Consider the following 25201-nt stretch of genomic DNA (forward strand, 5'->3'; position numbering starts at 1 on the left):
TGACATGATGAAATGCAAGACATTCAATGCATGGCTGGAAATGGCGCAAGATGATGAAGTGCTCATTGATCCCGACGATATCAATCACGAAGCGATAAACAATATGTGGAGCTTTTCGCCCACGGACGAGGAAACGCCGCAGATCCATGCGGCCGATATCGTCGAGTTCATTGGTGAGGTGATCGCGGCGCGCCGCAGCGCAGTCAAAGGCGAGGACATGCTGTTCTATTGCTGGCACGATGCGCAATGCCGGCAGTTGCGCTTCAGCCTGGTGTCGCGCTCGCATGGGCGGTTGCCGTTTCGCTGCGAGTTGCACGAAACGCAGGATCTGGCGCTGATCGCCGATCGCGTGGTGAACGGAGACTGGCGCAACGAACATTATATGCAGGCCCCGCCGGAGGACGGCGGTGAGCACCAGCAAGCGCCGTTCGTCCTGCCCGTGTTTGTCGTGCCTGTGCCCCAGGAATCAGCGCGCCAGGAAGCGCGCGGGCCGGCAAGCCTCCAGCGCTGACCTTGGCTGGCCAGTGACGATTTCCTCGCTGGCAAGCTGGCCCACGATGGCCGCCAGCACGACGCCCGGATGCATGGCGCACACGTACACGCCTCCCACCTGCGGCAAATAGCCGATGATGGGCACGCCGTCAAAGGGCATGGGGCGCAGGCCGATGCAGGCGAATGCCGGCGCGATGGACTCGGCTCCTTCCAGTTCATCGCGGATCGCGCTGGCCGTGCGCTGCGCCATGGCGGCGGGCTGGTTTTCCGGCGCCTCGTCCACATAGTCTTCCGCCGCCAGCATGGTGCCATCTTCTTCTTGCCGCACCTCCATTGCATGGCTGGAAATAATGCCGCGCACCAGGCCGGGCGGCGCCTGGTAGCGCATGAAAATGGCGGGCGAGGCGTCGATGAGCAGGCTGGCGCCCAGCATCTGCGCCAGCGCAGCAGTTCCCGTGCCTGCCGCCAGCACGACCACGTCCGCTTCGATGAGGCCAGCGGCCGTTTCCACGCCAGTCACCTTCGCACTCTGGACGGCAAAACCCAGCACGGGCGTGTGCGTGCGGATGGTCGCACCTAACGCCCTGGCCGCTGCCAGCATGGCGTGTGTGGCGGCAACGGCGTCGACCGCGCCCTGCCCCGGTTCGTACAGCGCCTGTTCCGGCGGCTGCCGCAGATGCGGTTCAAGCTGGACGATGCGCGAGCGGTCCAGCAATATGGATACGGGCGACACCCGCCCATCCTGCGTGCCGTATGACAAGGCGCCATGCCAGCGCACTTTCAATCCGGGCACCTGCGTTTCCAGCTGGCGCCAGGCCGCGATGGCGCCACCGCGCAGGGCCGCAATGGGGTCTGGCCCGGCGCAGGACGTGTTAATCCACGCAAACGAGGTGCCCGTCACGCCGGAAGCAATGTCGCTAGCCTCGACCACGGTGACTTGCGTTCCCTTGCTGGCCAGGTGGTAGGCGAGCGACGCGCCGACGATACCGGCGCCAATGACGACGACGCGTTTCGGGCTCTCATGATTCATATCTGCCAACTTTGTTTATTTATCACAGGGCAGAGTCTACCCCAGCCGCCCGCAAATCCAGTGCATAGGCATGGCCATCGACGACCTTGCCTGCCACGATCGCAATATCGGGCACGGCCATTCCCTGCACGAAACCGCAGCGTTCCAGCACGCGGATCGAGGCCGCATTGCCATCGATGGCATAGGCGCACAGGCTGGCCAGCCGCCATTTGTCTTGCGCCAGCGTGATCAGGTAGCGCAGCGCGGCCGTGGCAAGGCCCTTGCCCGCCTGATGCTCCCCGATGCGGTAGCCGACTTCGGCCGTTCGGGCCTGCTTGTCGATATCCTTGAGGTTGGCGCGGCCGATCAGCTCGCCGCGCTCGTCCACGATGACGCAGGGGTGCATGCGCCCCTGTGCGTGCTCGTCAAGGAATTGCGCGACATGCGCCTGGATGCCGTCGATGCTGTAAAAAGCGCCTGGACGCCGGTCGATATGGCGCTCGAACCAGGCCCGGTTGGCGAGTTCGAAGGCCAGCAAGGGCGCGGCGTCATCAAGGCGCAGGGTGCGTATCGTGTGTGTACTCATGGGGACTCCTGCAAAGGCATGAGTCTAGTGAAGCGCCACGCGGCCCGTCAATCTTGATTCCACAAATCAATATACAGATACAATCGCCGCCATGAAAAACGACTTATCCGCCCTTGAGGCAGCGCGCCTGCTGGGCGTCAGCCTGCCCACCCTGTATTCCTATGTGAGCCGGGGTCTGCTGGCCTCCGTCAGCAATGGAGCGTCGCGCCGCAAGCGCTATCCGCAGGAAGACGTGCTGCGCCTGGCGGCGCGCAAGAATGACGCCAAGCGCGGCGGCCAGACGGCCGTGGCTGCCATGCACTGGGGCTTGCCCGTGCTGGAGACGCAGATTTCCCACATTCTCGATGGACGGCTGTTGTACCGTGGCCGCGATGCGACGACATTGGCCGAGTCCGCGGCTCTGGAGGCGGCCGCCAGCCTGCTGTGGGACGATAACGCGTGCGACTATTTCCAGCAAGACGCTCCTGTCCTGCCGCAGGGGCTGGCCAGCGCGCCGGGTGCGACGCCGCTGACGCGCGCCATGCTGGCCATGGCCATGCTGTCGTCCCTGCCTGCGCCTGTGGACATGCTGCAGTCCGGCCCCGCCTTGATGCGCATCCTGGCCGCCGCCCTGCTGCAGACGGCGCCGTCCGCCTTGCCGCTGCACCGGCAGCTGGCGCAGGCGTGGAATGCCGACACGGACCAGACTGAATTGCTGCGCGCCGCCCTCGTGCTGCTGGCCGACCATGAGTTGAATGCGTCGACCTTTGCCGTGCGCTGCATCGCCTCGACGGGTGCCAGTTTGCCCGCCGCGCTGGGCGCCGGGCTGGCGGCCTTGTCCGGCGACAGGCACGGCGGCGGCAGCGCGGCGGCCAGGTGCATGTTGATGCAGGCGCTGGCCGCGCCGGACGTCAAGGACGCCATCGGCGCCTTTTACAAGACCATCGCGCCGGAATTCGCCGGCTTTGGCCACCCGCTGTATCCGCAAGGCGACCCGCGTGCCGCGTATCTGCTGGATCGCCTGTCGGCGCTGTCGCACAAGTCCCCCCAGCTGGGCGCCATCCTGTCCTTCTGCGCCACGGCGGGCGAACTGCTCGATGCGCGTCCGAATGCCGACCTGGCGCTGGCGGCCATGGAGCTGGCGTTCGGCTGGCCCGAGGGCGCAGCATTGAGCGTGTTTGCGCTGGCCCGCTCGGCTGGCTGGATCGCGCATGCCAACGAGCAAGCCGCCAGCGCAGCCCTGATACGTCCCCGCGCCCGCTATATCGGCCGCCACCAGCGCGACTGACAATAGACGCTTGATTTATTACGCATACGTAGTAGTATACTTCGCATGCGTACCAATACCTCCCCTACTCCAGACGTTCCCGATGCCGTAGCCTGCCCGCTGGGCGAGCGTTCGCCGCGGCTGTTCAATCTGCTCAACCTGGCGCGCCAGAATCTGTTTCGTTCGGCCGATGCCGTCTTCACCAGCGAACTGGGTTTTTCCGGCACACAAGTGGTCGCCCTGTTTGCCCTGAAGGGCGAGGAAGGCTGCCAATTGAAGGACCTGGGGCGGGCACTGCAGCTGAAAAACTCGGCCGTCACGGGGCTGGTGGCGCGCATGGAAGAAAACGGCCTGATCGTGCGCGGCCAGTCGGCGCTCGATGCGCGCGCCGGCACCTTGCACATGTCGCCCAGGGGCGGCGAAGTGCTGGCCGCCGCCCTGCCCCTGCTCGACAGCCTGAATGAACAACTGAAGCAAGGTTTCAGCGAGGAAGAACTGGCCGTCGTCGCCCGCTTCCTGCTGCACGCCTCGCGCCTGCGTTTTGCGCAGGACGTCTGACCCATCCCCACACCACCACACACAGGAGTTACCCATGCACCCGAAAGACATGACCGGCTTGCAACTGATGCAAGCTTTCGCGCAAGGCCTGTTCCCACGGCCCGGCATTTCCAAGACCATGCCCATGGATGCGCAGACGGTCGAGCACGGCCGTGTCATTTTCACGGCGACGGCAAATGAAACGCACACCAATCCCATGGGCGGCGTGCACGGCGGTTTCGCGGCCACCGTGCTCGACACGGTCACGGGCTGCGCTACGCACACGGTCTTGCCGGCCGGCGAAAGCTACGGCACGACGGACCTGAATATCAAGATGTGCCGCCCCCTGCCCTTCAACGTGACGGTCTACGCCGAAGGCAAAGTGATCAATGCAGGACGCAACCTGGTCATTTCCGAAGGCACGATCCGCGACGAGGCCGGTAAGGTGTACGCGCACGCGACAGCCACCTGCATGATCATCCGCCCCCGGGAACAAGCGGCCGCATGATACGGCCCGGCACCATTGAGGAAGCCTGGCACGTACTGCAGGCGATACCCGAGTTCGACCAGCGGCGCAGCCTGGCGCAGTTGCAGGAGCGGCTGCCCTCCGGCACCCTGATCCTGATCGCGGAAGCGGACGGCCAGCCCGTCGGATGCAAGCTGGGGTATAGCACCGAGGACGATTCTTTCTACAGTTGGCTCGGCGGCGTGCTGCCCGCGCACCGCAAGTCGGGGCTGGCGCAGCGCCTGTTGGAAGCCCAGGAAGCCTGGGCCAGCGCACACGGTTTTGCGGCCATCACGGTGAAATCGATGAACCGCTATCCCGCCATGCTGCGCTTGCTGATCCGCAATGGATACCAGATCCGGCTGGTGGAGCACTTTGACGACACGGCCAGGGAGCGCATTCATTTCATCAAGCCGCTGCCTTGAGTGCCTCACAAAGCTGTATCCATATCTCTTACTTGCCAAAGAAGTAACAATGCCATACACTAAACCATGCTGTGTCCCTGAATCGACAGCATGAGATGTTATATCGCAGGCGCGTTAGCTCGTCGTTTTGTAATGTAGAACACGTTGGGTCTAAAAAATGAAACTACCCGTTCAGCTTGAAAAACTGCATCAAGTCGCTGATGCCGCCGCAATTCAGTTTGAAACTTCCGCCGATATGGTCTTCGAGTCTTGTGGCCTTATCCTGGAAACGCCTCAAATGGAACAGCAGTACTGGTGCACCCCTGCTAACGTCGTTACCTTTGCAAGCACAGGCGGGGACGGTGTCCATTACAGTTATCTCAAAGACTTTGTATCCGCTAACGGAGCTTTGCCGATCATAATGACTCTGCCAAGCGCGGACGAAAATAACCTAGTAATCGCCGAGTCCTTTGAGGAATTCTTTAATTTGGGCTACTACGTCGGCTGGTACTCCCTGGAGCAGTTGGTATATCAAGAGGAAGAAGCAATCGGTTACTTTACAGAACCCGACGAAGAACACCATGACGATGCGGAGTCTCGTCTCGAATACATGCGGGAGGCTTTGCAGATGCGTCCTGTTCCGCCGCAGATGGCGCGGCTCGCCAAGCTCCGCGAGCAATATTTCGATCTTCTGCTCATCACGGAATTGCCGGAATAAGCCCAGCCAGTCATTCAGCCGGACGCGCTGGCGCGTGCCCTCAGCCCGCCGCCTTCTTCTTCCCCTTCAACAAACTTCCGGCCGCATTCTCCTCGAAGCGCCCCGCCTCTTCTATATAGCCATGCACGGTGCCGTCGTGGCGCCAGCCGCCCTGGCGCTTGATGGCCTGGAAATCGGCGCCGGCCCGGTGCGCGCTGGTGGCCATGCCGCGGCGCAGGCTGTGGCTCGATAGTTCAGGCACGTAATCGAGCTCGGCCAGCCTGGTGCAAGCTTCCAAGATCGTGTTGATGCTGCTCGCGTGCAGTCCCTTTCCTCCCACATGGCCCCACTGGTTCACCGTGCGAAAGAGCGGCCCCGTGCGGATGTGCGCCGCGGCCAGCCAGGCGCGCAAGGCCGTCGCGGGGCAGCAGACGCCGTCGCCGAACGGAATCGCCTTGACGATGCCCTCCCCCAGTTGGTCCGTTTTCGAGCGGGGCAAGGTGATCACCATGCCCTGCGGCTCCCAGCTCACGTCTTCCACAGTCAATCCCACCAGTTCGCTGCGCCGGAAACCGCCAAAAAATCCCAGCTGCAGCAAGGCGCTGTCGCGCAAGGCCTTGTTGGTGCCCAGCGCGGCCAGTTTGGCAACGATCACTTCCAGATCTTCCAGAGGCAGGGCCTTGGCCTTCTTCTTTGGCTTGCCATGCAGGCGGGCGATGCCGGCCAGGGTCTTGCGCACGGTGGGCGTGGACGCGGGGTCGGCAAAGGCCTGGTACACATGCCATTGCGACAGGGCCGTCAGGCGCAGGGCCAGGGTGCGCGCGTTCAGGCTGTCCGCATAGGCCAGCAGGTAGCGGATGACGGTGGACTCGTCGGCGGGCAGCGCCCCGCCCCATACCTGGAAGTGGCGAATGGCGGAACGGTAGGTGCGGCGCGTGTTGTCCGACGTGGCGGCGGCGAGAAACGCCTGGTGGCGCGCGGCCAGTTCGGCGTCGATCAGGGCGCCGTGTAATGGCGCAGGAGCGATGGCGGTGCTTTTTGGCACAGCGGCACGTCGTTTCGAGAGGGGCAAATCGGGCATGGCGGCGGCGAAATCGCGGTTTTGTACTGGGAGATACGCAGAATAGCATGCAAACCACCCCCATAACACGCGATAAGCGATCTTATCGTGACTTATATTTTTTTAGAATCACGAAAATTTATATCGTAATATTATTAGATATTACGTATCATGTAATACGTTACTAAATTTCGCTCATAGGTGGTTTTATGGCCCGCACCGGCATTTTGTACTCTGATGTTATGAAAGCAGCCCAAATCGTCGCTGCCGATGGGCGTAATCCCACGGTCGACAGCGTGCGCGAAGCGCTGGGCAGCACGGGCAGCAAGAGCACCATCGCGCCCTTGCTCAAGCGTTGGAAGGAAGAGTTCCAGGGCGCGGGCGCCGTGAAAACGGAAGCGGGCTTGCCTGCCGAGTTGATGGAAGCGATGCGCGGCGTCTATGACAAGCAGCAGCGCGACGTGGCGCAGCAGCTGGAAACGGGCATGCAGCAGAACCGCGCCGAACTCGACGCGGCGCTGGAAAAATTGAAAAAGACGGAAACGGAGCGGTTGAAACTGACGGAAGCGCGCGCGGCCCTCACCCAGGAATTGCGCGCCACGCAGCACGCGCTGGCACAGCTGAAGGAAGAGCACCATTTTCGCGCCGTCACCCTGGCCACTCTGCACAGCGACAATGCTGGCCTGACGCAGCGCCTGGCCGACCGGGGCGAGGAAATCGCGGCCCTGAACCGCCAGCTGGCGCAAGTGCGCTCGCAGTTCGACCATTACCAGGAAGCGGCGGCCGCGCAGCGCAGCGAGGAACGGGCCCAGGCCCAGCAGCGCGAGAGCCGCCTGGAGCAGGAGAACGCCCAGCTGCAGCAGCGCCTGCAAGGCCAGCAAGCGACCTTGGTGCAGCAAGACATGCGGCTGGCACAGCTGCAGGCGGAGCACACGCGCCTGACTGATGAAGCGGCCGCCGACCGCGCAGCGCTGGCTACCGTGCGTCCCGAACGCGATCAGTTCGAATTCCAGTACTTGCAGGCGGCCGCGTCGGCCGACGCTTTGCTGGCCAAGCTCGATACGGCCTTGCTGGCGCTGAACGACGCCAAAGTAGCGCTGGCGGCGCAAGACCGGCAGCTCGACATGCTGGCGGAGAACGGGCAACTATCGCAGCAGAAAATGGAGGCATTGGCGCAGGAACGCGACGGCTTGCTGCGCGAGAATGCCGGCATGGCGGCGCGCCTGGCCCTGTTTTCGGATAGCAAGGAGAAGCGCGATGTTTGAACCTGTCTATATGGCTGCCTTGCGCGCCTCGCTGAATCTGACGTTTTATTGTCGGTAGCGCACCCGTATCCACGCGCCGATGGCGTCCACGCCGCTGTCTGCCGCATCTTCGACCCAGCCCGCGCGCGCATAAAAGCGCCGCGCACCCGTATTGCTCAGCTGCGTTTTCAGGCTCAGGCGGGGACCATAGCGCGCCACGACGGCCGCCAGCAGTTGCCCGCCGATGCCCGAACTGCTGTGCGCCGGGTGCACATACAGGTGGTGCAGGAAATAGTCGGGGGCATCGCCCGTGTACACGGCGGCAAAACCGGTGACGATGCCGCCGCGCTCGGCAACGAGGATGGCTTCGCCCTGCGTCGCTGCCATGAAAGTAGCGCTGCCGGCGACAGGGCCGAAGGCGTCGCGCCCGGCCAGGGCCAGGATGGCGGTGCAGGACTCCGTGTCCGCGCTGGAGAAAGGACGAATCAGGCACATGGCTGGCGCACCATCCATTCCTTACAGGCGGCGGTTCAGCACGCTGTCGATATCATGGGTTTTCAGTTCCGCCTGGACTGTGCCGTCCTGCAACCAGTAGCCGTCACCTCCCTGCTGCAGTGCCGCCAGATCGAGCGTGCCCAGGGCTGGCGGGATGGTGCTGGCGAGCAAGGCCGCCACATCGTCCCATTCCCCATAAAACAGTTTCAGATACCAGCCGTCGTCGTGGGCAAAGGCGAGAAATCGGCCCTGCAGGGCGGGCAGCGGCGCCAATGCGGCACGGTGATCGAGCATCGCGGCCACGGCCGCATCGCCGGAGGCCGGCGGCGCGCCTTGCCAATCGGCCCAGGCGTGGCTGCCCCACGCATGCATGTCTTCGAGCGCCAGGGCTGGTAGTTCTTGCCGCGCCAAGATATGAAAGGCGGCAGGCTTTTTGATTGTGCCGGCGCTGCCCCTGCGCAGCACGATGCCGTCCGCTTCGCCGAGGGCAGCAATACAATCCTTGAATTCGATGCCGGAAGCGACGAGCATGCGCTCGGCCGGGTCGTGCCAGAGGTACAGATAATGTCTCAAGTAGAAGTCCGTTTTGGTTTTGGCGCCGTATTTGCGGCCACGGCGGCGCGTATCAGCGCCTTGAACGCCGCGGCATCGAGATGCTCGCCTTCGTGGATATCGATGGCCCGGCGCGTGTTGCCGTCCAGGCTGGCATTGAACAGGCCGGCCGGATCGGGCAAGGCGGCGCCCTTGGCGAAGGTGAGTTTCACGGCCGATTTGTAGGTTTCGCCCGTGCAGATCATGCCCGCGTGCGACCAGACGGGCACGCCGCGCCATTTGACTTCCTCGACCACCTCCGGGTCCGCCTGGCGGATCAGCGCCCGCACATTGGCCAGGGTTTTGCCGCGCCAGTCCGTCAGCGAGGCGATTTTCGCGTCGATCTGGCTGGCGGCGGGCTCGGCGTTTTCGGCGTCATTATCGGGCGCCGTGCCCGGTACTGTTTTTTTCATGGCTGACATTTCCTTCCCTGCCCGCTTGCCTTACTGCGCAGGATCGGCCATGCAGCTGGCAAGCGAGGCAATCAATTGTGCGCGCAGCGCCTGGTATTGCGCATCCGTCGCAAAGTCGCGCGGATCGGCCGGCTGGTTCAGTATGTAGGCGGTGGCGACCGTGCCGCTGGCGGCGTGCAGCAGTGTATACAAACTGATGATGCCTTGCGCTTGCGCGATACTGGCGTTATTCAATCCTAGCACTTCCACGCCATCGCGCGCGTCCGTTTCCAGCGGCAGTTGCTGCGGCAGCTTGCCCCTGGCGGCCATTTCCCGCATCTGCGCCACGATGGTCTCGCGGTCGGCCGCGAACTGGCCTTCGGCGCTGCGTTCGATCTTCAGATTCACGAAAGGCAAGCTGCTCTTGCGGAACAGCATTAGCCGATAGCCATCGGCCGTCGATATCTGCCTATCCCCCGCCGCCATCTTGACGATGCGCGTGGTCGCACCGGCTGGCAGCCGGTCCTGCGTCCTGAACTGGAACTGGCTGCGGTTGATGCATTGCGCCAAGGGCGCCAAAGGATCGGCCGTGCGGTCTTGCGCGTGGACGCCCAGTGTCGCAAGCAATACGGGAATGGCAAGCAAATGGCGGTGGTTCATGAGAGGCGTCAGTCATCGAGTCAAGGTGCGGCGAGCATAACCGTCTATATTGCCAGAAGGCAAATGTTTAGTTGCCATCCTCTAAATACCCATGGGATAGCTTCTTAATATGAACTTCACCTGGCCCACGTAGCATTCATGTTGGCAAGGCTCTCATTGTGCAGCGCCTGCCCTTTACCGGCAGAACCATGAATGACATCGCGTTAACCCTGCGCCACGGCGCCGCCGTGCCGCACCCGGCCAGCGGCCACCGCCTGAAAGCGGCGCTGGGCGCCCTCTTCTTTCCCCGCCAGCGCTCGCGCTGGCACGCTTTCCTGGGCAGCATGCCGGGCCTGCACTCGCTGGCGCAGCTGCATCCTTGCCTGCGCTTCAAGATTTACCGTCCTTACGCCTCGCGCCAGCTCGGTTGCGCGGATCGCCTGGCCTTGCTGGAAGGACATTACCGTTTCCTGTGGCAAGCGGGCGCGCGCCCCCTGGTCGAACGGGCCGCGCACGCGCCCGTGGTGCTGGCCGCATTCCAAGGCAAGGACGCGGCGCTGTACCGCTTGCAGCTGACGGCCATCCACGACAGCTACCGCGAAGGCGAACTGTGCCTGCGCCTGACGCGCGACGGACAGCCCCTGTACCTGGCCAGCTTTTTGTTCGTGCCGCGGGCCGATGGCGTCTCGCTGCAGCTGGGCGCGCTGCAAGGCTTGCGCTCGGAAGCGGGTAAGCTGGCCGTCAAGGAAGCCACGCGGGCGCTGCATGGTTGCCGTCCGAAAAACCTGATGGTGACGGCCTTGCGTGATTTCGGCGACTTTTTTGCCTGCAATAACCTGTTCTTGATCAGCAATGACAACCGCATCGCCCTGAATGCGCGGCGCCGGCGCCATATCGCCGCCGACTACGACCTGGCGTGGCAAGAGTTGCACGCCTTGCGTATGCGCGACGGCAATTATCACTTGCCCTGCGCGCCCTACCGTGCGCCAGACCTGGCCGGTGTGCCATCGAAAAAGCGCGCCGATGCGCGGCGGCGCGGCGAATTGCTGCAAGACATGGCCGACGGCATGCGCGCGCAGCTGGCGGCGTTGCTGGCAATGACCACGGCGCCATCTTGCCAAAACGGTCATCTTTTCATCGAAGATGCTATGCTGCATTCCCATCAATAACTGACGACGGAACCACGATGCCCCCACGCCTGCGTACCCTGCTGTTGCCGATCTTGTCGCTGTCCGGCGCCGCCGCGCTAGCCGCGCCCACCCTCGACGCCGCCATGCGGGAGCGGGCGGAAAATTTGGTGCGTGACGGCAAGCATGCCAGCCTGGTCATCGCCGTGATCGATGGCAAGGACAGCGCCGTGTATGGCTTCGGCCGTGCGCGGCCAGGCGACTCGGGCGTACCCGATGCCGACACTGTGTATGAAATCGGCTCCGTGACGAAAACCATGACGGGGCTGCTGCTGGCCGACGCCGTCGTGGCGGGCAAGGCCCGGCTGGATCAGCCGGTGGCCGAGCTGCTGCCGGCCTACGCCATCCCCGGGCTCGCTGGCCAGCAAATCACCGTGGGCCAGCTGGCGACGCAATTTTCCGGCTTGCCCCGCCTGCCAGCCAACCTGGCGCCGGCGGATATGCGCAATCCCTACGCCGGCTATGGCGAGACGCAGCTGCGCACCTTCCTGGCCGGCCATACCTTGACGCGCGCGCCCGGCGCCGCGTATGAATACTCGAACCTGGCGTATGGCTTGCTGGGCACGGCAATGGCCACGCAGGCAAACATGTCTTATGAGGAACTGCTGCAAGCCCGCATTTTCCGTCCGCTGGGCATGGTCTCGACTTTCACGGCAGGCACGCCCGCCCTGCGCGCGCGACTGGCGCCGGGCCACCTGGCCGATGGCAAGCTGGCTGCCAACTGGGACTTCCAGGCCATCGCAGGAGCTGGCGCCGTGCGTTCCAGCGCACGCGACATGATTGCCTACATGCAATCGTACATGCGCTCTGCCAGTCCGGCGCAGCAACTGGCCGTGCAGCCGCAGCGGATGCTGGCCGGCGAAGGCGGCGGCGATGGCGTGAAGAGGATTGGCTTGGCGTGGATGCTCGATCAGGTCAAGGGCCGGCCTTTCGCCTGGCATAACGGGCAGACGGGCGGCTATGCCAGCTTTGCCGGCTACACCCTGGACGGCAAGCGGGGTGTGGTGGTGCTGAGCAGCACGGCGTGCGATGTCGACGGGCTGGGTGTGGGCGTGCTGCTGCCCGGCAGCCTGTCGCCGCCGAACGGCCCGGCGCCCAAGGAAATCGCCATCGACCCGGCCGAACTGGCGCAATATGCTGGCCAGTATGCGCTGGCGCCCACGTTTGTCCTCCGCGTGCGCCAGGGTCCCGATGGTTTGCTGGTGGGCGCCACGGGCCAGCCCGAAGCGCCCGTGTACGCCAGCGCGAAGGACACCTTCTTTTACAAGGTGGTCGAGGCGCAGCTGGTGTTCCAACGCGACGCCCAAGGCGCCGTCACGGGCGTCGTCCTGCACCAGAACGGCCATGCCCTGCCGGGAAAACGCAAGCCTTAGCATGCTGGCAAGAATGCCATAAAACTCAGGCAACCTTCATGTTGGCGCCGTATCCTTCACTTGACATGCCAGATACCCTATCGAGGCGCTGGCGTGCATCCGGCCCACCCAGGACAAGGTTCCCATGACACCCGCATTTACTTTTCTCCCCCTTTGCCTGCTCGGCAGCGCCGCGCTGGCCGCACCCGTACTGGACGATGCCGTGCGCCAGCGCGCCGAGGAACTCACGCGCACGGGCATGCACGCGAGCATCGTCATCGCCATCATCGACGGCAAGGACAGCGCCGTGTACGGCTTTGGCAGCGTACATGCCGGCAAGAACATCAAGCCGGGCGCCGATACCGTCTACCAGATCGGTTCCGTCACCAAGACCATGACGGGCTTGCTGCTGGCCGACGCCGTCGTCCAAAACAAGGTCAAACTCGATGAGCCGGTCGCGGCATTATTGCCCGGCTATACGGTGCCTGCGTTCGAGGGCAAGACGATCAGCCTGCTCGACCTGGCCACGCACTACTCCTCACTGCCGCGCCTGCCCGACAACTTCGCGCCCAAGAACCCGGCCAATCCGTATGCCGACTACACGGAAGCCAAACAGCGGCAGTTTCTCGCCGCCTATCATCTGCCGTATGCGCCGGGCACGAAACTTGAATACTCCAATATCGGCTACGCCGTGCTGGGCACGGCCCTGGCGGCACAGGCCGGTACCAGCTTTGAAGCGCAGCTGCAAAAGCGCATCGCCGTGCCGCTGGGCATGCGTTCCACTTCGAACAAGCCCACGCACGGCATGCTGGCGCGCCTGGCGCCCGGCCATTTGCTGTCGGGCGAACCGACGCCGGCTTGGGATATGAACGTGGTGGCGCCGGCCGGCGGCGTGTATTCGAGCGCGCGTGACATGATTTCCTACTTGCAAGCGTATATGTTCAAGCCGCTGCGCCCGTACGCGCTGGCGATCCAGCCGCAGCGTCCGCTGGCGCCCGACAGCGGCTCGAAAATCGGCCTGGCCTGGCTGCTGGAACAGCAACAGGGGCAAACCTACGCCTGGCACAACGGCCAGACGGGCGGCTACGCCAGCTATGCGGCGTTCACGACGGACGGCAAGCGGGGCGTGATAGTGCTGACCAACACGGTGCGCGAGGTCGATGCGCTGGGCTTGTCCGCCTTGCTGCCCGGCACACCGTTGCCGCCGCTGAAAAAGCCGCAGGCCGCCATCGAGCTGCCGCGCACAGCATTGGCCGAGTACGTGGGCGAGTATCCGCTGGGCGCGGAATTCACGTTGACGGTGACCTTGGGCAAGAACGGCCTGGAAGCGGCCGGCACGGGCGTTGGGTCAGCCCCCTTGTTTGCCAGCGCCAAGGACCAGTTTTTCTTCCGCGCCATCGAGGCGGAACTGGCATTTACACGCGATGCGGCGGGCAAGATCGCCAGCGCCGTGCTCAAGCAAGGCGGACAGGACGTCGTCTTGCCGCGCAAGCCGTAAAAATCAAGCTGCCGGGTCCTGCATGAATTGCTCGACCCGGGCGACAAACGCCGCCTTGCTGCGTGTGCGAAACTCGCCGAGGAAGGCGTCGCTGCCCTGGACAATCTTGCCATGGCGGTCGTATGCCACCTTGCCCATCTCCAGCACGAATTCGCCCTGCGGATCGTCTTCCGGTTCAAAATGCGAATTGAAGCAGTAGCCGGTGTCGCGGCAGCTGCCCCACAGCAGCAATGCGCTGCTGAACCATTCCATGGTATCGGGAGTCGGCTCCACCTCGAACAGGGTGTTGACGGTGATGTGCCAGCCGCCGGGGACGCGCAGCGGCTGCAAGGGATAGGGAAAGCGTGGCTGTTTCATGTGGACGACGGGGCGCGGCGCGCCCGGTAAAAGGTGAGGAATTCCGCGGCCGGCAGCGCCTTCGCAAACAGCCAGCCCTGGCCGAATTCTACCTTGCGTTCCAGCAGATAATCGGCTTGCTGCTGCGTTTCGATGCCTTCGGCCACGATCAGCATGTTCAAGGTGCGGGCCATGGCGATGATGTGCGGCGTGACGCTGCTGGTGGCCGCGTCCGTGCCGATGGTGTCGACGAAGGATTTATCGATTTTCAAGGCGTCGAGCGGCAGGTTTTGCAGGCTCGACAGGCTGGAATAACCGGTGCCGAAGTCGTCGATGGCCACGGCATGGCCCCGTGCCCTGGCCTTTTCGATGGTGGCGCGGGCCGCTTCCACGTTGATGAAGCCCCGCTCGGTTGCTTCCAGCCAGATCTGCTGCGCCTCGATGCCGGTGCCGGCCAGCGCGCGTTCCAGCACGTCGAGCACCCGGCCCGTTTCGATATCGCTGGCGCACAGGTTGATGGCGATGTGCAGCTCGCGGTCGGCCAGCAGCGCGGCGCGCATGTCGGCGATCACGCAAGCAATGACCTGGTCCGTGATGGGCAGTATCAGTTCGGCCTCCTCGGCCACGGGGATGAACAGGTCGGGCCGTATCATGCTGCCGTCGGGGCGGCGCCAGCGTATCAGCGCCTCGGCGCCCACGCACACGCCCGTGTCGAGCGCGATGATCGGTTGATAGTGGACAAAGAATTCACGCCGCTCGACGGCCGTTTCCAGTTCGCCGCGCAGCGACAGCCGGCGGCGCGACAGCCACACGACGATGCCGACGATGAAGGCGGCCATCAACAGGCCCAGCGGCAAGAGCAGCAACTGTTCGCGGCGCAGCCTTTCGCTGAGCTTGCTGCGTGGCTCGATCATGACGGCCGTCAAGCCATCGCGGTACAGCGTCGCATGAATGCTGTCCTCGCGCGCCAGCGTGTCCGCCGTCCCCTTGCCCGTCTCTCCTTTGCCCGCGAGCAGTGTCTTGACCAAGGCCGGGTCCGGATGGTGCAAGGTGTCGAGCACACCGCCCTTGCCGATGGCCACGGCCATCTGGATGTCGTTGTCGACGATGACGTCGGAAAAGCGCACGGGATCGATCAACACCTTATAGGCGCGGTAGGACAAGCCCACCATGCGCTTGCCGCCGCTGACGACGGGGCGCAGGTTGAAATCGAGGCCCATACCATTGTCGAGGGTAAAGTCCGCGGGCGTGACGGCGATGCGCGCTTCCTCCATGCCGTTCGACGTGCATTTGAGCAAGCCGTTTTCGACATAGCCGATATCGTCGATGCTGCGCGTGGTGATGGTGATGCGGCGCAACTGCTGGACATGCGCTTCCGAACACGGCGCCAGGTCCAGCGCATCGGCGCTGCGAAGGGCCATGCTGGCCGAGGCGATCGACCGGTGGGCGCGCTCGAGCGCATAGCCTGCCAGCAGGCGCAGGCGTTCCTGCTCGCCCTGCTCGGCGCGCACGGACGACAAATAGAAGGCCAGGCTCAGGGGGGCGGCCACGCCGATGACTGCCACCAGCACACTGGTAATGATGATCCGTTTTCTGCGCATGTGATTACCTGCGGTAGTTATATGATTGCTATGTATTGCTCGCTGGCATCATATTACAAGTGCAGGCTGCGCACGCGGATATTGCTGAACAGTTACATCTTTTCCAGCGGTCGCGCCAGCACGAACACGAGCGCCGCCACCACGGCCGCCAGTCCGCCAGCCAGGTACAGCACGCTGGCAAAACCGTCGATGAAGGCGTGGCGCGCCGCTTCCTGCGCCACGGCCTGCATCGCGGGCGGTAGCTGGCCGAAAGCGTCGGCCGCGTTGCCGGCGACGATGCGCCCGATCATTTCAGGCGAGGCCTTCAAGCCGTGCAGCCACGCCAGCTTGTCGAACGAGGCTGCCGTGCGCATGGCCAGCACGGCGCCCAGCGCACCGACGGCCAGCACGATGCCAACAAAGCGCGTCGTCGTGCTGATGCCCGAGCCCATGCCCGTGCGCTCGCGCGGGATGCAGGCAAGGATGGCTTTTTGCGTGGTGCCGTTGAGCAATCCCGCGCCCGCGCCCGTGACGATCATGCCCGCCGCCACCCAGCCGTACTGCAGGCTGGCGGCGGCCATCGCCGTGGCCACGTTGCCCACAGCGACGATCAGCAAGCCCGTCACTAAGATGCCGCGGTCGTCCAGATGGCGCATGGCGCGCGGCGCCAGACGGGACAGCACCACCATGGCGACGGCAAACGGCAGCATGGCGCAGCCGGCCAGCACGGCGGAAAAGCCGAAGGCGTTCTGCAGGTACAGCGGCAGGAAGGTCATCATCACTTGCGCGGCGATCGCATAGCCGAACATGCCCAGCACGGCGCCGACGAACACGCGGCGGCCAAACAGCGACAGATCGACCATGGGTGCGCGCTGGCGCCGTTCCACCAGCACGAACACGACCAGCAGGGCCGCACCGGCCACAAAACGCAGCACGGTGGCGCGGCTGGACCAGCCCGCCACGCTGGCGTCGATCAAGCCCCAGATGATGGCGAACAGGCCGGCGGAGAAGAATGCCGCGCCAAGCGGGTCGAAACTGGCGTTGGACGCATCCTTCGATTCGTCCACGTGCTTGCCTACCAGCCACATCAACATGGCGACGACGGGCAGGTTCAAATAGAAAATCCAGCGCCAGTTGATGGCGCTCGTGATCAGGCCGCCCAGCAAGGGCGCCACCGTCATGGCCACGCCCATGGCCGCGCCCCACACGGACCAGGCGCGCGCGCGCACCTTTTCCGCATGAAAGGTGTGGCCGATGACGGCCAAGGCGGAGGTCAGCAGCAGTGCCGCGCCCAGGCCCTTGACGGCGCGCGCCACGTTAAGCACGAACGGCGTCCACGCCAAGCCGCACAGCAGCGACGCCAGCGCGAACACGGCCAAGCCGAACAGCATCACCGTGCGCCGGCCCAGGCGGTCGGCGATGCTGCCGGCCGGCAGCAGGAACGCGGCGAACGCCAGCATGTAGGCGCTGACCACCCATTCCACGTCGACGAAGCTGGCGTTGAGCGAGCGGGCGATCGACGGCAGGGAGACGGCCACGACGTTGGTGTCGAGCATGATCAGCGCGCACACGCCCGAGCACGTATATAAGGTCCAGTTGGTATTCTTCATGCCCCGATTGTAAGCACGCTTGTATTATTTCCTGTTATAAGACAGGCGCCTTATAATTTACCCATGGTGAATACAGATAAAGAGATGGAACTGCGGCATTTCCGCTGCGTGCTGGCCGTCGCGCACAGCCTGCATTTCGCGCGGGCCGCCGCGGAACTCGGTATTTCGCCGCCCGCGCTGACCAAGCAGGTGCAGGAAACGGAGCAGCTGCTGGGCACACGGCTGTTCCAGCGCAGCAAGCGCGCTGTGTCCCTGACGGCCGCCGGAGAATTGTTCGTCATCGAGGCCACGCGGGCGCTGGGGCAGTTGGCGCAGGCGCAGGAAGTGGCGCGGCGTGCGGGCCGGGGCGAGCTGGGACGGCTGGAAATCGGCTACGTGGCTTCGGCCGCCTATTCCGGCGTGCTGCAGGACCAGTTTGCCCGCTTTCGTGCCACCCACCCGGGCATCCACATCGGCGCGCGCGAATACGCGATGGATACCCTGCCCGGCTTGCTGGACCAGGGCCGGGTCGACCTGGCGTTCGTGCGCCCGCCCCTGCACCTGCCGGACGGACTCGACAGCGGGGTCTTGCTGCGCGACCGCTTCGTGCTGGCCGTGCAGGCCGACAGCCCGCTGGCTTCGTTTGACGTGGCGGCGCCGGCCGCGCTGGCACAGCAGGCGTTTATCGTGCCGGAACAGGAATTGGGAACCCTGGAAGTGAGCCGGCGCGGCGGCTTTGCGGCGCAGGTGGTGTCGCGCCCGGGTAGCCTGGTGGCCGTGCTGACGGAAGTGTCGCTGGGGGTCGGCTGCGCCATCGTGCCCCATTCCGTGATGGCCAGCGTGCAATTGCCGGGCGTGGTGTTCCGCGAGCTGGCAGGGCCGCAGATCAGCTCGGAAATCGCCGTGGCCTTCCGCCGCCACGAACAGGCGCCCGCCGCGCGTGCCTTTATTGCCCAGCTGCGCGTGGCGGCGCTGGATTGACCTCAGTTCTTCAATACCGCCACGGCGTAGGTGCAGGCGGTGGCCGTCTCATTCTTGAACACGCAGTCGGCGGGCGGACCCAGTTCCAGGCAATCGCCCTCGTCCAGCACGTGACGCGTGTCTCCTTCGATGAAGACGAGGCTGCCGCTGAGCGACCATATCAGTTGTCTCCGCGATACATAGGCGGCGGCCGGCATCGCCACCACGGCGCCCGGCGGCAAGGTAATATGCACGAGGTCGAGCGGCATGTCGGACGCGGGCGACACGTGCCGCCGCAGATAGCCGCTCTGCGGGTCGATCCACACGGGCTGGTCCGCCTTGCGCAGCAAGCGCCCTGCGCACATCTCGGCGCGCGCGATCAGCTCGGACATGCTCAAGTCGAAGGCGCCCGACAGCCGCGCCAGCAAGGTGGCCGTGGGGCTGCAATCACCCCGCTCCACCTTGTGCACCATCGCGCGCGACACGCCCGAGCGGGCCGCCAGGTCCGTCAGCGACCAGCCCAGGTTTTCCCGCTCGAGGCGCACCCTGGCGCCGATGCGCTGATTCAATTCGTCTGGTTTAGTGGACATGTATCGGCTTCCATTCGGATTTTATTGGACAAGCGGTGAGCGGCAATCTATGATTTGTCCATTATAGTAGACACTTGACGAGGAGAGCAACATGCAGATACGCGATGCCCATGCGGGCGATATCGAGGCCATACTGGCCATCTACAACGATGCCGTCAGCAATACCCTGGCCATCTGGAATGAACGCACGGTCGATGCGGCCAACCGCGCCGCCTGGCTGGCTGACCGCCAGCGGGCCGGCTACCCGGTGCTCGTCGCGATCGATGCCGAGGAAAATGTCGCTGGCTACGCCTCGTTCGGCGACTGGCGCCCGTTCGAGGGTTTCCGGCATACGGTCGAGCATTCCGTGTACGTGCGCGCTGATCGCCGGGGCGCCGGCGTCGGCAAGGCCTTGATGGTGGAATTAATCGCGCGGGCGCGCGGCCTGGGCAAGCACGTGATGGTGGCGGGCATCGAAGCGGGCAATGCCGGCTCGATCGCCCTGCACAAGCAGCTGGGCTTCGAGGAAGTGGGATTGATGCGCCAGGTGGGCACCAAGTTCGGCGCCTGGCTGGACCTGGCATTCCTGCAGCTGCAGCTCGATACGCGCAGCGATCCGGACGGCATCGCGCCGCCCGGCTAAGCTGGCATCAAGGATCGATCTCCGGCGGTGGACGGCGCAGCGCCATATGTTCCCACACGGCTACCAGTACCAGCACGCAGCTGGTGATGCAGGCCAGGGTCAACGGCGAATACAGGCGGCCGTAGGCCATCGGGATCAGCGCCAGGATGATCAAAATCCCCAGCAGATGCGACAGCGGCGGCGCGGCGCGCTCGCTGCTGACCCATTTGAACAGCGCATTGCCCAGCAGATACAGGATCGGGCCGCCCAGCAAGGCGCTGATGCCGGCGAAGCTCGCTTCGTCCGGATGCACGAGGGCCAGTTCATCGGCCACGGCGCTGACGATCACGCCGCCCACGATCAGCACGTGGATATACGTGTAGGCCTTGCGGGCGATGCGGCCCGGGTCTTTCGAGTGGGCGATGCGGTGATGGCCCGCCTCGGCGCCCGTGTCGAAATAAATCCACCACATGGCGATGCTGCCGACCAGGGCCGACAGGAAGCCCAGCCAGTTGGCGGCCGTCCATTCCAGGCCCGCGAACGTGGCGCCCGTCACCAGCAACGATTCACCGAGGGCGATGATGACGAACAGGCCGCAGCGTTCGGCCATGTGGCTGCCGTCGACGTCCCAGTCGGCCGTCGTCGAGCGGCCCAGGCCCGGCAGGCCGAACTGCATCCAGGGCCCGGCCAGGTCGATCGCCAGTGCCAGCATCCACCAGAAGATGCGCTGTTCGGGCGACGCCATGCCGCCGGCGATCCAGAAGATGCCGGACAGCACGGCCCACAGAGCGATGCGCTGGAAATTGCGGCGGCGCGACAGCGCTTCATGGCGCACGGCCCACCAGGCAAACAGGGGCCGTCCCACCTGCATGGCGACGTAGGCGCCGGCAAAGGCCAGACCCCGCGTGCCGAACGCTTCGGGGATCGAGGCCGACATGATCAGGCCGCCCAGCATCAGCGCGAACAGGCTGATGCGCACGGGAATGCGTTCGGGGTCAAGCCAGTTGGTGATCCACGACGTGAAGATCCATACCCACCAGACGGCCATCAGCAGCAGACCCGTCTGCAGCCAGCCCATGGCGCTCAGGTGGGCCAGCAAGCCGTGCGACAGTTGTGTGACGGCAAACACGAACACGAGATCGAAGAACAGCTCGATCATGCCCACCTTGCCGCTGTCCAGCCCGCCGCGCGTGCGCAACAGCGATTTTCTTAATTCCATAGCTACTCTTTCATTCATGCTTGATTAAAACGGTTGATTCTGGACTTTATGGCTTTACGGGTGTCGGCAAGGGCAAGCCGGCGAAGTGCGCGGCCAGGTTATCGACGACCAGTTGGCCCATGGCGTGCCGCGTTTCCACGGTCAGGCTGCCCACGTGGGGCGTGAGCACGACGTTGGGCAAGGCGCGCAAGGCGGTCGGTACGCGCGGTTCGTCCGCAAACACGTCGAGACCGGCAGCGCCCAGGTGGCCATCCTGCAAGGCGGCGATCAGCGCGTCTTCGTCGATCAGGGCGCCACGGGCGATATTGATCAGGGTGCCTTGCGGACCGAGCGCGTCGAGTATGGTACGGTCGACGATCTTGCGCGTGGCGGGCGTGCCCGGCGCGCAAACGATCAGATAATCGCTTTCCTGCGCCAGGGCCAGCAGCGATTCCGCGCGCGGCACGGTAGTATCGGCAATGGCGCGCGGCTGGAAGTAGCGGACGTGGACGCCGAAAACGGCCAGGCGCAGCGCGATGGCCTGGCCGATCTGGCCGAAACCGAAGATGCCGGCCGTCTTGCCGCGCAGGCTCGATGCCGGGGCGATGGCCTCGCGGCGTTCCCAGCCGCCGTCGCGCACAAAACGGTCGAGCGCCACGATATGCCGCGCGCTGGCCAGCAGCAAGGCCAGCGCCACGTCGGCCACATCGTCCGTCAGCACGTTCGGCGTGGTGGTGACGGCGATGCCCCGTTCGCGCGCCACGTCGAGCGCCACGCCATCGAGACCCACGCCATTGACGGCGACAATTTCCAGATTCGGCAGCAAGCCCATGTCGGTGGCATTCAATCCCAGCGCGCCCGTCGTGACGACGGCGCGGATAAGCGGCGCGCGCTCGGCCAGCCAGGCGTGGCGTTCGTCCGCCGGCACTTGCCAGGCGTGATGACAGGTGTATTGCTGTTCCAGCTGCGCGTTGACGGCAGCCGAAGGGCTGGGAGCGAGGATAAGGAGGTCGGGTGGCATGGGCGTCCGGGTCGGTGTCGGCAGGATTTGCAGACGCAACTTAGCATATTTGATGCCACGTCGGGGGTGACTGCCCTATTACCGCCCCTAAAACCCTGCCCGGCGCACGGTCTTTTCCCGCGTGGGGCTACCCCCATCCAATCGTAGGTCGGCTTAGCCCAACAGGCGTAAGCCGACAAGCGCCGCCACGCAGCATGTCAGATTACGCTGCGATAATCTGACCTACAGCTAATCTGACCTGCACAACCTTCAAACCACCTCAACCCGGGCAAGGCACTCTTTTCACCTTGCCACCCGTCTTGAACGGGTCGGCGCCCGCGCCCGGGTTCGCATCGAGCCCGAAGCACGTGGCGCCGCCGGCGCTGACGACGCGCGTGGCGGGACGGCCGTCGGCCGTCAGGTATTCCTCCACGCGGATGACGGGGCCGCCGCGCCAGGCGGAGGCGATCAGCTTCTGGAAGGTACTGTCGCTCTTGAGTTCGGCAGTGGCCAGCCACGGCTTGTCTTGCCTGGTTTCGCCGCGCAGGGCCTTGTCGGCGGCGCCTGCGGCCAGCCGGGCGCGCGTGCGCAAGTCTCCGGCGGACGGTACCGTGGCGGGTGCGGCAGGCGATTCCTCGGCGGGAACGATGATGATTTCTGCGGCCACGGCGGGCGGCGCGGCAATTGCGGACGGCGCTGTAGCCCGCGCGCGCGGCATGGGAGCCGGCATCGGCAGCGGCAAGGCCAGCGGTGGCGCCTGCGGCGCTGGCCGGGGCGGCAGCAAGGTCATGAAGGCCACTTCCGTGTATTGCTTCAGTTGCCGCGCCGGCAGCAGCAGGAAATACAGGCCCAGCGCATGCATGGCCAGGATCAGCGCGACGGCCGCGCCTTTCAGGCTCAAGCCCCGCCGTATGCGCAGGCGCATGGAAGCGGACGGTAGATGGCGGAGCAATGGCATGCGGATTCCTGTGGGCGCCGGGCGCGATGGCCCATTCTAGCGAAACCTGAGCAGAGGCATTAATAAATCCACAAGGTATCGTCCGATGCGCCTTTTTGCGCCAGATTCCGGCACCCTCACTTGCCGCGTGTTGTACAAATGGCGACTTTTTGATCGCTTTCTCACACTTTTCCACGCTATGCGCCGCGCTGGAATATAATGATAATCATTCTCATTAATATCCAGACAACACCATGCGCTCCTTCCACCTCGTCCCTACCCCGTTCGCCCTGGCCGCCTTCCTGCTGGCCAGCGCCGCCGCCCACGCCCAGAACACGCCGGCAGACAACGGCGCGCAAACCATGCCGACCGTTGTCGTCAACGCCTCGGCCGATGCGTCGGCGGAAGGCTTGTCGAAGGCGTATGCGGGCGGCCAGGTGGCGCGCGGCGGGCGCATGGGCATCCTCGGGTCCGTGGACATGATGGATTCGCCATTTGGCAGCACCAGTTATACGCAGCAATTCATTGCCGACCAGCAGGCGCGCAGCGTGGGTGACTTGCTGCAAAGCGATGCGGCCGTGCGCATGTCGCGCGGCTATGGCAATTTCCAGGAAGTGTATGTGATCCGCGGTTTCGCCCTCGATTCGGACGACGTGGCCTACAACGGCCTGTATGGCGTGTTGCCGCGTCAATATGTATCGCCGGAATTGCTCGAGCGCGTGGAAGTGTTCCGTGGCGCCAGCGCCTTCCTCAACGGCGCGGCGCCGGGCGGCAGCGGCATCGGCGGCGCCATCAACCTGATGCCCAAGCGCGCCGGCAACACGCCGCTGACGGAATTGACGGTGGGCATGGAATCGGGCGGCCACGCTTACGCGGCCATCGACGTGGCGCGCCGCTTTGGCGCGAACCAGGAATTTGGCGTGCACGTCAACGCCGCCAAGCGCCAGGGCGAGACCAGCATCCAGCGCGAAGACCACGACGTGGGCATGTTTTCCGTCGGTCTCGATTATCGCGGCCGCGGCTACCGCCTGTCGGCCGATGCCGGCTACCAGAATTTCGATCTGACGGCGCCGCGTCCTTCCGTCAACACGGGCAGCCTGACGGCCTTGCCGGGCGCACCCGATGCGTCGAAGAACTTTGCCCAGCCGTGGAGCTATTCGAAGGAGCACGATGTGTTCGGCACGGCGCGCGCCGAAGTGGATCTGGCCAAGGATGTCGTGGCCTGGGCCGCGTTCGGCAGCCGTTCGACGAAGGAATCGAACAGCCTGGCCCAACCGACGTTGAGCTCGCTCAATGGCGATGCCAGCGTGTACCGCTTCGACAATGCGCGCAAGCAGGAAATCCGCACGGGCGAACTGGGCGTCCGCGGCAAGCTCACGACGGGCGCCGTCCAGCACACCCTGGTGGCCAGCTGGTCCGGGCACTGGAACGAAGCGAAGAATGCGTATGCGATCAGCGACTACGCGGGCTTGCCGACGAATATCTACCGTCCGCTGGACGTGGCCATGCCGCCCACCCTGGCCGCGAACTCGGGCGGCGTGATGAGCGACCCGCGCCTGACGCAAAAAACCATCCTCAGCAGCTACGCCGTGGCCGACACCATGACCTTCCTCGACGACCGGCTGCTGCTGACCGTGGGCCTGCGCCGCCAGCAGATCCGCGACGCCGCGTATGCCTACGGTACGGCCGTACAATATTCCAGCTATGACAAGAGCGCCACCACGCCCGTGGCCGGCATCGTTTACAAGGCCAGCAAGAACGTGTCGCTGTACGCCAACTACATCGAGGCGCTGGTCAAGGGTCCCGTTGCCAGCGGCACCTATTTTGATGGCAAGAATGACGTGCCACTGAGCAACAAGGGTGAAGTCTTCTCGCCCTACAAGTCGAAGCAGAAGGAAATCGGCGTCAAGTATGACGGCGGCAGGCTGGGCATGAGCGCCGCCCTGTTTTCCACGGCCAAGCCTTTGCCTGCCGTGGTCGGTTCGCGCGCCACCCTGTCGGGCGAACAGCGCAACCAGGGACTGGAACTGTCCATCTTCGGCACGCCGATGGCGGGCGTACGCCTGCTGGGCGGCCTGACCTGGCTCGATACGGAACAGCGCAAGACGGACAAGCCGGCCAACAATGGCAACAATGCCATCGGCGCGCCAAAGACACAGCTCAGCGTGGGCGGCGAATGGGACGTGCCCGGCGCGCCCGGCTTGAGCCTGAACGCCCGTACCGTCTACACGTCGACGCAGTATGCGGATCTGGCCAACAGCAAGCAATTGCCATCGTGGACCCGCGTCGACATCGGCGCGCGCTACCTGACGCAGCTGGCCGGTCATGACGTAACCTTGCGCGCGCGCATCGACAACGTGGCCGACCGCAGCTACTGGGCCTCGGCCGTCTCCTCGTTCGACGCCGGCAGCCTGGTGCTGGCCGCGCCCCGCACCTTCGTCGTCTCGGGCAGCGTTGCGTTCTAACTGAGCCTGCA

The 25201-nt window shown here is 64.6% G+C and carries 26 protein-coding genes and 1 pseudogene; 13 read left to right on the forward strand and 14 right to left on the reverse strand.

Features of this window, described 5'->3' with window-relative positions; genetic code table 11:
- Positions 1–4 precede the first annotated feature (4 nt).
- Positions 5–511 (forward strand): hypothetical protein, encoded by a 507-nt coding sequence (locus tag JAB6_RS05660; RefSeq protein WP_175444501.1) that lies wholly within the window; start codon positions 5–7, stop codon positions 509–511.
- On the opposite strand, the gene JAB6_RS05665 is transcribed toward JAB6_RS05660, so the two are convergent.
- Entirely contained in the window at positions 467–1522 is a 1056-nt protein-coding gene (locus JAB6_RS05665) for an FAD-binding oxidoreductase (protein ID WP_070301701.1), read from the reverse strand. The two genes, JAB6_RS05660 and JAB6_RS05665, sit on opposite strands and share 45 nt — an antisense overlap.
- Before the next feature lie 22 nt (positions 1523–1544).
- Complete coding sequence (locus JAB6_RS05670) at positions 1545–2087, reverse strand: GNAT family N-acetyltransferase (protein WP_070301702.1); 543 nt, start codon at positions 2085–2087, stop codon at positions 1545–1547.
- 91 nt (positions 2088–2178) lie between these two features.
- On the opposite strand from JAB6_RS05670, the gene JAB6_RS05675 reads away from it, so the two are divergent.
- The 5 genes from JAB6_RS05675 (at position 2179) to JAB6_RS05695 (ending at position 5497) form a co-directional block, all read left to right on the forward strand.
- Positions 2179–3354, forward strand: coding sequence for a citrate synthase (locus JAB6_RS05675; RefSeq protein WP_070301703.1), 1176 nt, complete (start codon positions 2179–2181; stop codon positions 3352–3354).
- A gap of 45 nt (positions 3355–3399) precedes the next feature.
- Positions 3400–3891, forward strand: a complete 492-nt coding sequence (locus JAB6_RS05680) for a MarR family winged helix-turn-helix transcriptional regulator (protein ID WP_083292554.1) — start codon at positions 3400–3402, stop codon at positions 3889–3891.
- Positions 3892–3925: 34 nt separating this feature from the next.
- Positions 3926–4378, forward strand: a complete 453-nt coding sequence (locus tag JAB6_RS05685; RefSeq protein WP_070301704.1) for a PaaI family thioesterase — start codon at positions 3926–3928, stop codon at positions 4376–4378.
- Positions 4375–4800, forward strand: a complete 426-nt coding sequence (locus tag JAB6_RS05690) for a GNAT family N-acetyltransferase (RefSeq protein WP_070301705.1) — start codon at positions 4375–4377, stop codon at positions 4798–4800. Before JAB6_RS05685 ends, JAB6_RS05690 begins: the two co-directional genes overlap by 4 nt.
- A 157-nt stretch (positions 4801–4957) precedes the next feature.
- The gene (locus JAB6_RS05695; protein ID WP_070301706.1) at positions 4958–5497 is read left to right on the forward strand and encodes a hypothetical protein; all 540 of its coding nucleotides are present in this window, start codon (positions 4958–4960) and stop codon (positions 5495–5497) included.
- Between the two features lie 40 nt (positions 5498–5537).
- On the opposite strand, the gene JAB6_RS05700 is transcribed toward JAB6_RS05695, so the two are convergent.
- Positions 5538–6521, reverse strand: coding sequence for a tyrosine-type recombinase/integrase (locus tag JAB6_RS05700; RefSeq protein WP_070301707.1), 984 nt, complete (start codon positions 6519–6521; stop codon positions 5538–5540).
- A 257-nt stretch (positions 6522–6778) separates the two neighbouring features.
- On the opposite strand from JAB6_RS05700, the gene JAB6_RS05705 reads away from it, so the two are divergent.
- A complete protein-coding gene (locus JAB6_RS05705; protein ID WP_254671486.1) occupies positions 6779–7801 on the forward strand; it encodes a DNA-binding protein in 1023 nt (340 codons plus the stop codon).
- Positions 7802–7846: 45 nt separating this feature from the next.
- On the opposite strand, the gene JAB6_RS05710 is transcribed toward JAB6_RS05705, so the two are convergent.
- From JAB6_RS05710 to JAB6_RS05725, 4 genes are read right to left on the reverse strand one after another with little or no spacing between them, the layout of a single operon-like run.
- The gene (locus tag JAB6_RS05710) at positions 7847–8275 is read right to left on the reverse strand and encodes a GNAT family N-acetyltransferase (protein ID WP_175444502.1); all 429 of its coding nucleotides are present in this window, start codon (positions 8273–8275) and stop codon (positions 7847–7849) included.
- 21 nt (positions 8276–8296) lie between these two features.
- Positions 8297–8848, reverse strand: coding sequence for a hypothetical protein (locus JAB6_RS05715; protein ID WP_070301710.1), 552 nt, complete (start codon positions 8846–8848; stop codon positions 8297–8299).
- The gene (locus JAB6_RS05720) at positions 8845–9279 is read right to left on the reverse strand and encodes a DUF1801 domain-containing protein (RefSeq protein ID WP_070301711.1); all 435 of its coding nucleotides are present in this window, start codon (positions 9277–9279) and stop codon (positions 8845–8847) included. The genes JAB6_RS05715 and JAB6_RS05720 overlap by 4 nt, the downstream gene beginning before the upstream one ends.
- Before the next feature lie 30 nt (positions 9280–9309).
- Entirely contained in the window at positions 9310–9918 is a 609-nt protein-coding gene (locus JAB6_RS05725) for a hypothetical protein (protein WP_070301712.1), read from the reverse strand.
- A 188-nt stretch (positions 9919–10106) separates the two neighbouring features.
- Here JAB6_RS05725 and JAB6_RS05730 point away from each other — a divergent pair, with 188 nt between their 5' ends.
- The 3 genes from JAB6_RS05730 (at position 10107) to JAB6_RS05740 (ending at position 13934) form a co-directional block, all read left to right on the forward strand.
- Positions 10107–11066, forward strand: coding sequence for a DUF535 family protein (locus tag JAB6_RS05730; protein WP_139143295.1), 960 nt, complete (start codon positions 10107–10109; stop codon positions 11064–11066).
- A gap of 17 nt (positions 11067–11083) precedes the next feature.
- Positions 11084–12457 carry a serine hydrolase gene (locus JAB6_RS05735; protein ID WP_070301714.1) on the forward strand — a complete coding sequence of 458 codons (1374 nt, stop codon included), beginning with the start codon at positions 11084–11086 and terminating at the stop codon, positions 12455–12457.
- 124 nt (positions 12458–12581) lie between these two features.
- Positions 12582–13934, forward strand: a complete 1353-nt coding sequence (locus tag JAB6_RS05740; protein ID WP_070301715.1) for a serine hydrolase — start codon at positions 12582–12584, stop codon at positions 13932–13934.
- A gap of 3 nt (positions 13935–13937) precedes the next feature.
- On the opposite strand, the gene JAB6_RS05745 is transcribed toward JAB6_RS05740, so the two are convergent.
- The 3 genes and pseudogenes from JAB6_RS05745 to JAB6_RS05755 all read right to left on the reverse strand — a co-directional run.
- Positions 13938–14291 (reverse strand): hypothetical protein, encoded by a 354-nt coding sequence (locus tag JAB6_RS05745; protein WP_139143296.1) that lies wholly within the window; start codon positions 14289–14291, stop codon positions 13938–13940.
- Positions 14288–15871 carry an EAL domain-containing protein gene (locus JAB6_RS05750; RefSeq protein WP_070301717.1) on the reverse strand — a complete coding sequence of 528 codons (1584 nt, stop codon included), beginning with the start codon at positions 15869–15871 and terminating at the stop codon, positions 14288–14290. Before JAB6_RS05750 ends, JAB6_RS05745 begins: the two co-directional genes overlap by 4 nt.
- Before the next feature lie 92 nt (positions 15872–15963).
- Positions 15964–17463: pseudogene (locus JAB6_RS05755) on the reverse strand (MFS transporter); the annotation flags it as partial.
- A 60-nt stretch (positions 17464–17523) separates the two neighbouring features.
- Here JAB6_RS05755 and JAB6_RS05760 point away from each other — a divergent pair.
- Entirely contained in the window at positions 17524–18420 is an 897-nt protein-coding gene (locus tag JAB6_RS05760; RefSeq protein ID WP_070301719.1) for a LysR family transcriptional regulator, read from the forward strand.
- Positions 18421–18422: 2 nt separating this feature from the next.
- Here JAB6_RS05760 and JAB6_RS05765 read toward each other — a convergent pair whose 3' ends face one another.
- Positions 18423–18989 (reverse strand): XRE family transcriptional regulator, encoded by a 567-nt coding sequence (locus JAB6_RS05765; RefSeq protein WP_070301720.1) that lies wholly within the window; start codon positions 18987–18989, stop codon positions 18423–18425.
- A 91-nt stretch (positions 18990–19080) separates the two neighbouring features.
- On the opposite strand from JAB6_RS05765, the gene JAB6_RS05770 reads away from it, so the two are divergent.
- The gene (locus JAB6_RS05770; RefSeq protein ID WP_070301721.1) at positions 19081–19611 is read left to right on the forward strand and encodes a GNAT family N-acetyltransferase; all 531 of its coding nucleotides are present in this window, start codon (positions 19081–19083) and stop codon (positions 19609–19611) included.
- A gap of 7 nt (positions 19612–19618) precedes the next feature.
- Here JAB6_RS05770 and JAB6_RS05775 read toward each other — a convergent pair whose 3' ends face one another.
- The 3 genes from JAB6_RS05775 to JAB6_RS05785 all read right to left on the reverse strand — a co-directional run bounded on the left by JAB6_RS05775 (position 19619) and on the right by JAB6_RS05785 (position 22746).
- Positions 19619–20809, reverse strand: coding sequence for a low temperature requirement protein A (locus tag JAB6_RS05775; RefSeq protein WP_070301722.1), 1191 nt, complete (start codon positions 20807–20809; stop codon positions 19619–19621).
- A 46-nt stretch (positions 20810–20855) separates the two neighbouring features.
- Positions 20856–21809: a 2-hydroxyacid dehydrogenase gene (locus JAB6_RS05780; protein ID WP_070301723.1), complete on the reverse strand. Its 954-nt coding sequence runs from the start codon at positions 21807–21809 to the stop codon at positions 20856–20858.
- 259 nt (positions 21810–22068) lie between these two features.
- Positions 22069–22746 carry a hypothetical protein gene (locus tag JAB6_RS05785; protein ID WP_139143297.1) on the reverse strand — a complete coding sequence of 226 codons (678 nt, stop codon included), beginning with the start codon at positions 22744–22746 and terminating at the stop codon, positions 22069–22071.
- A gap of 233 nt (positions 22747–22979) precedes the next feature.
- Here JAB6_RS05785 and JAB6_RS05790 point away from each other — a divergent pair, with 233 nt between their 5' ends.
- A complete protein-coding gene (locus tag JAB6_RS05790; RefSeq protein ID WP_070301725.1) occupies positions 22980–25190 on the forward strand; it encodes a TonB-dependent siderophore receptor in 2211 nt (736 codons plus the stop codon).
- The last annotated feature ends 11 nt before the right edge of the window (positions 25191–25201 follow it).

Source organism: Janthinobacterium sp. HH104 (genome assembly GCF_001758715.1).
Taxonomy (GTDB): domain Bacteria; phylum Pseudomonadota; class Gammaproteobacteria; order Burkholderiales; family Burkholderiaceae_D; genus Janthinobacterium; species Janthinobacterium aestuarii.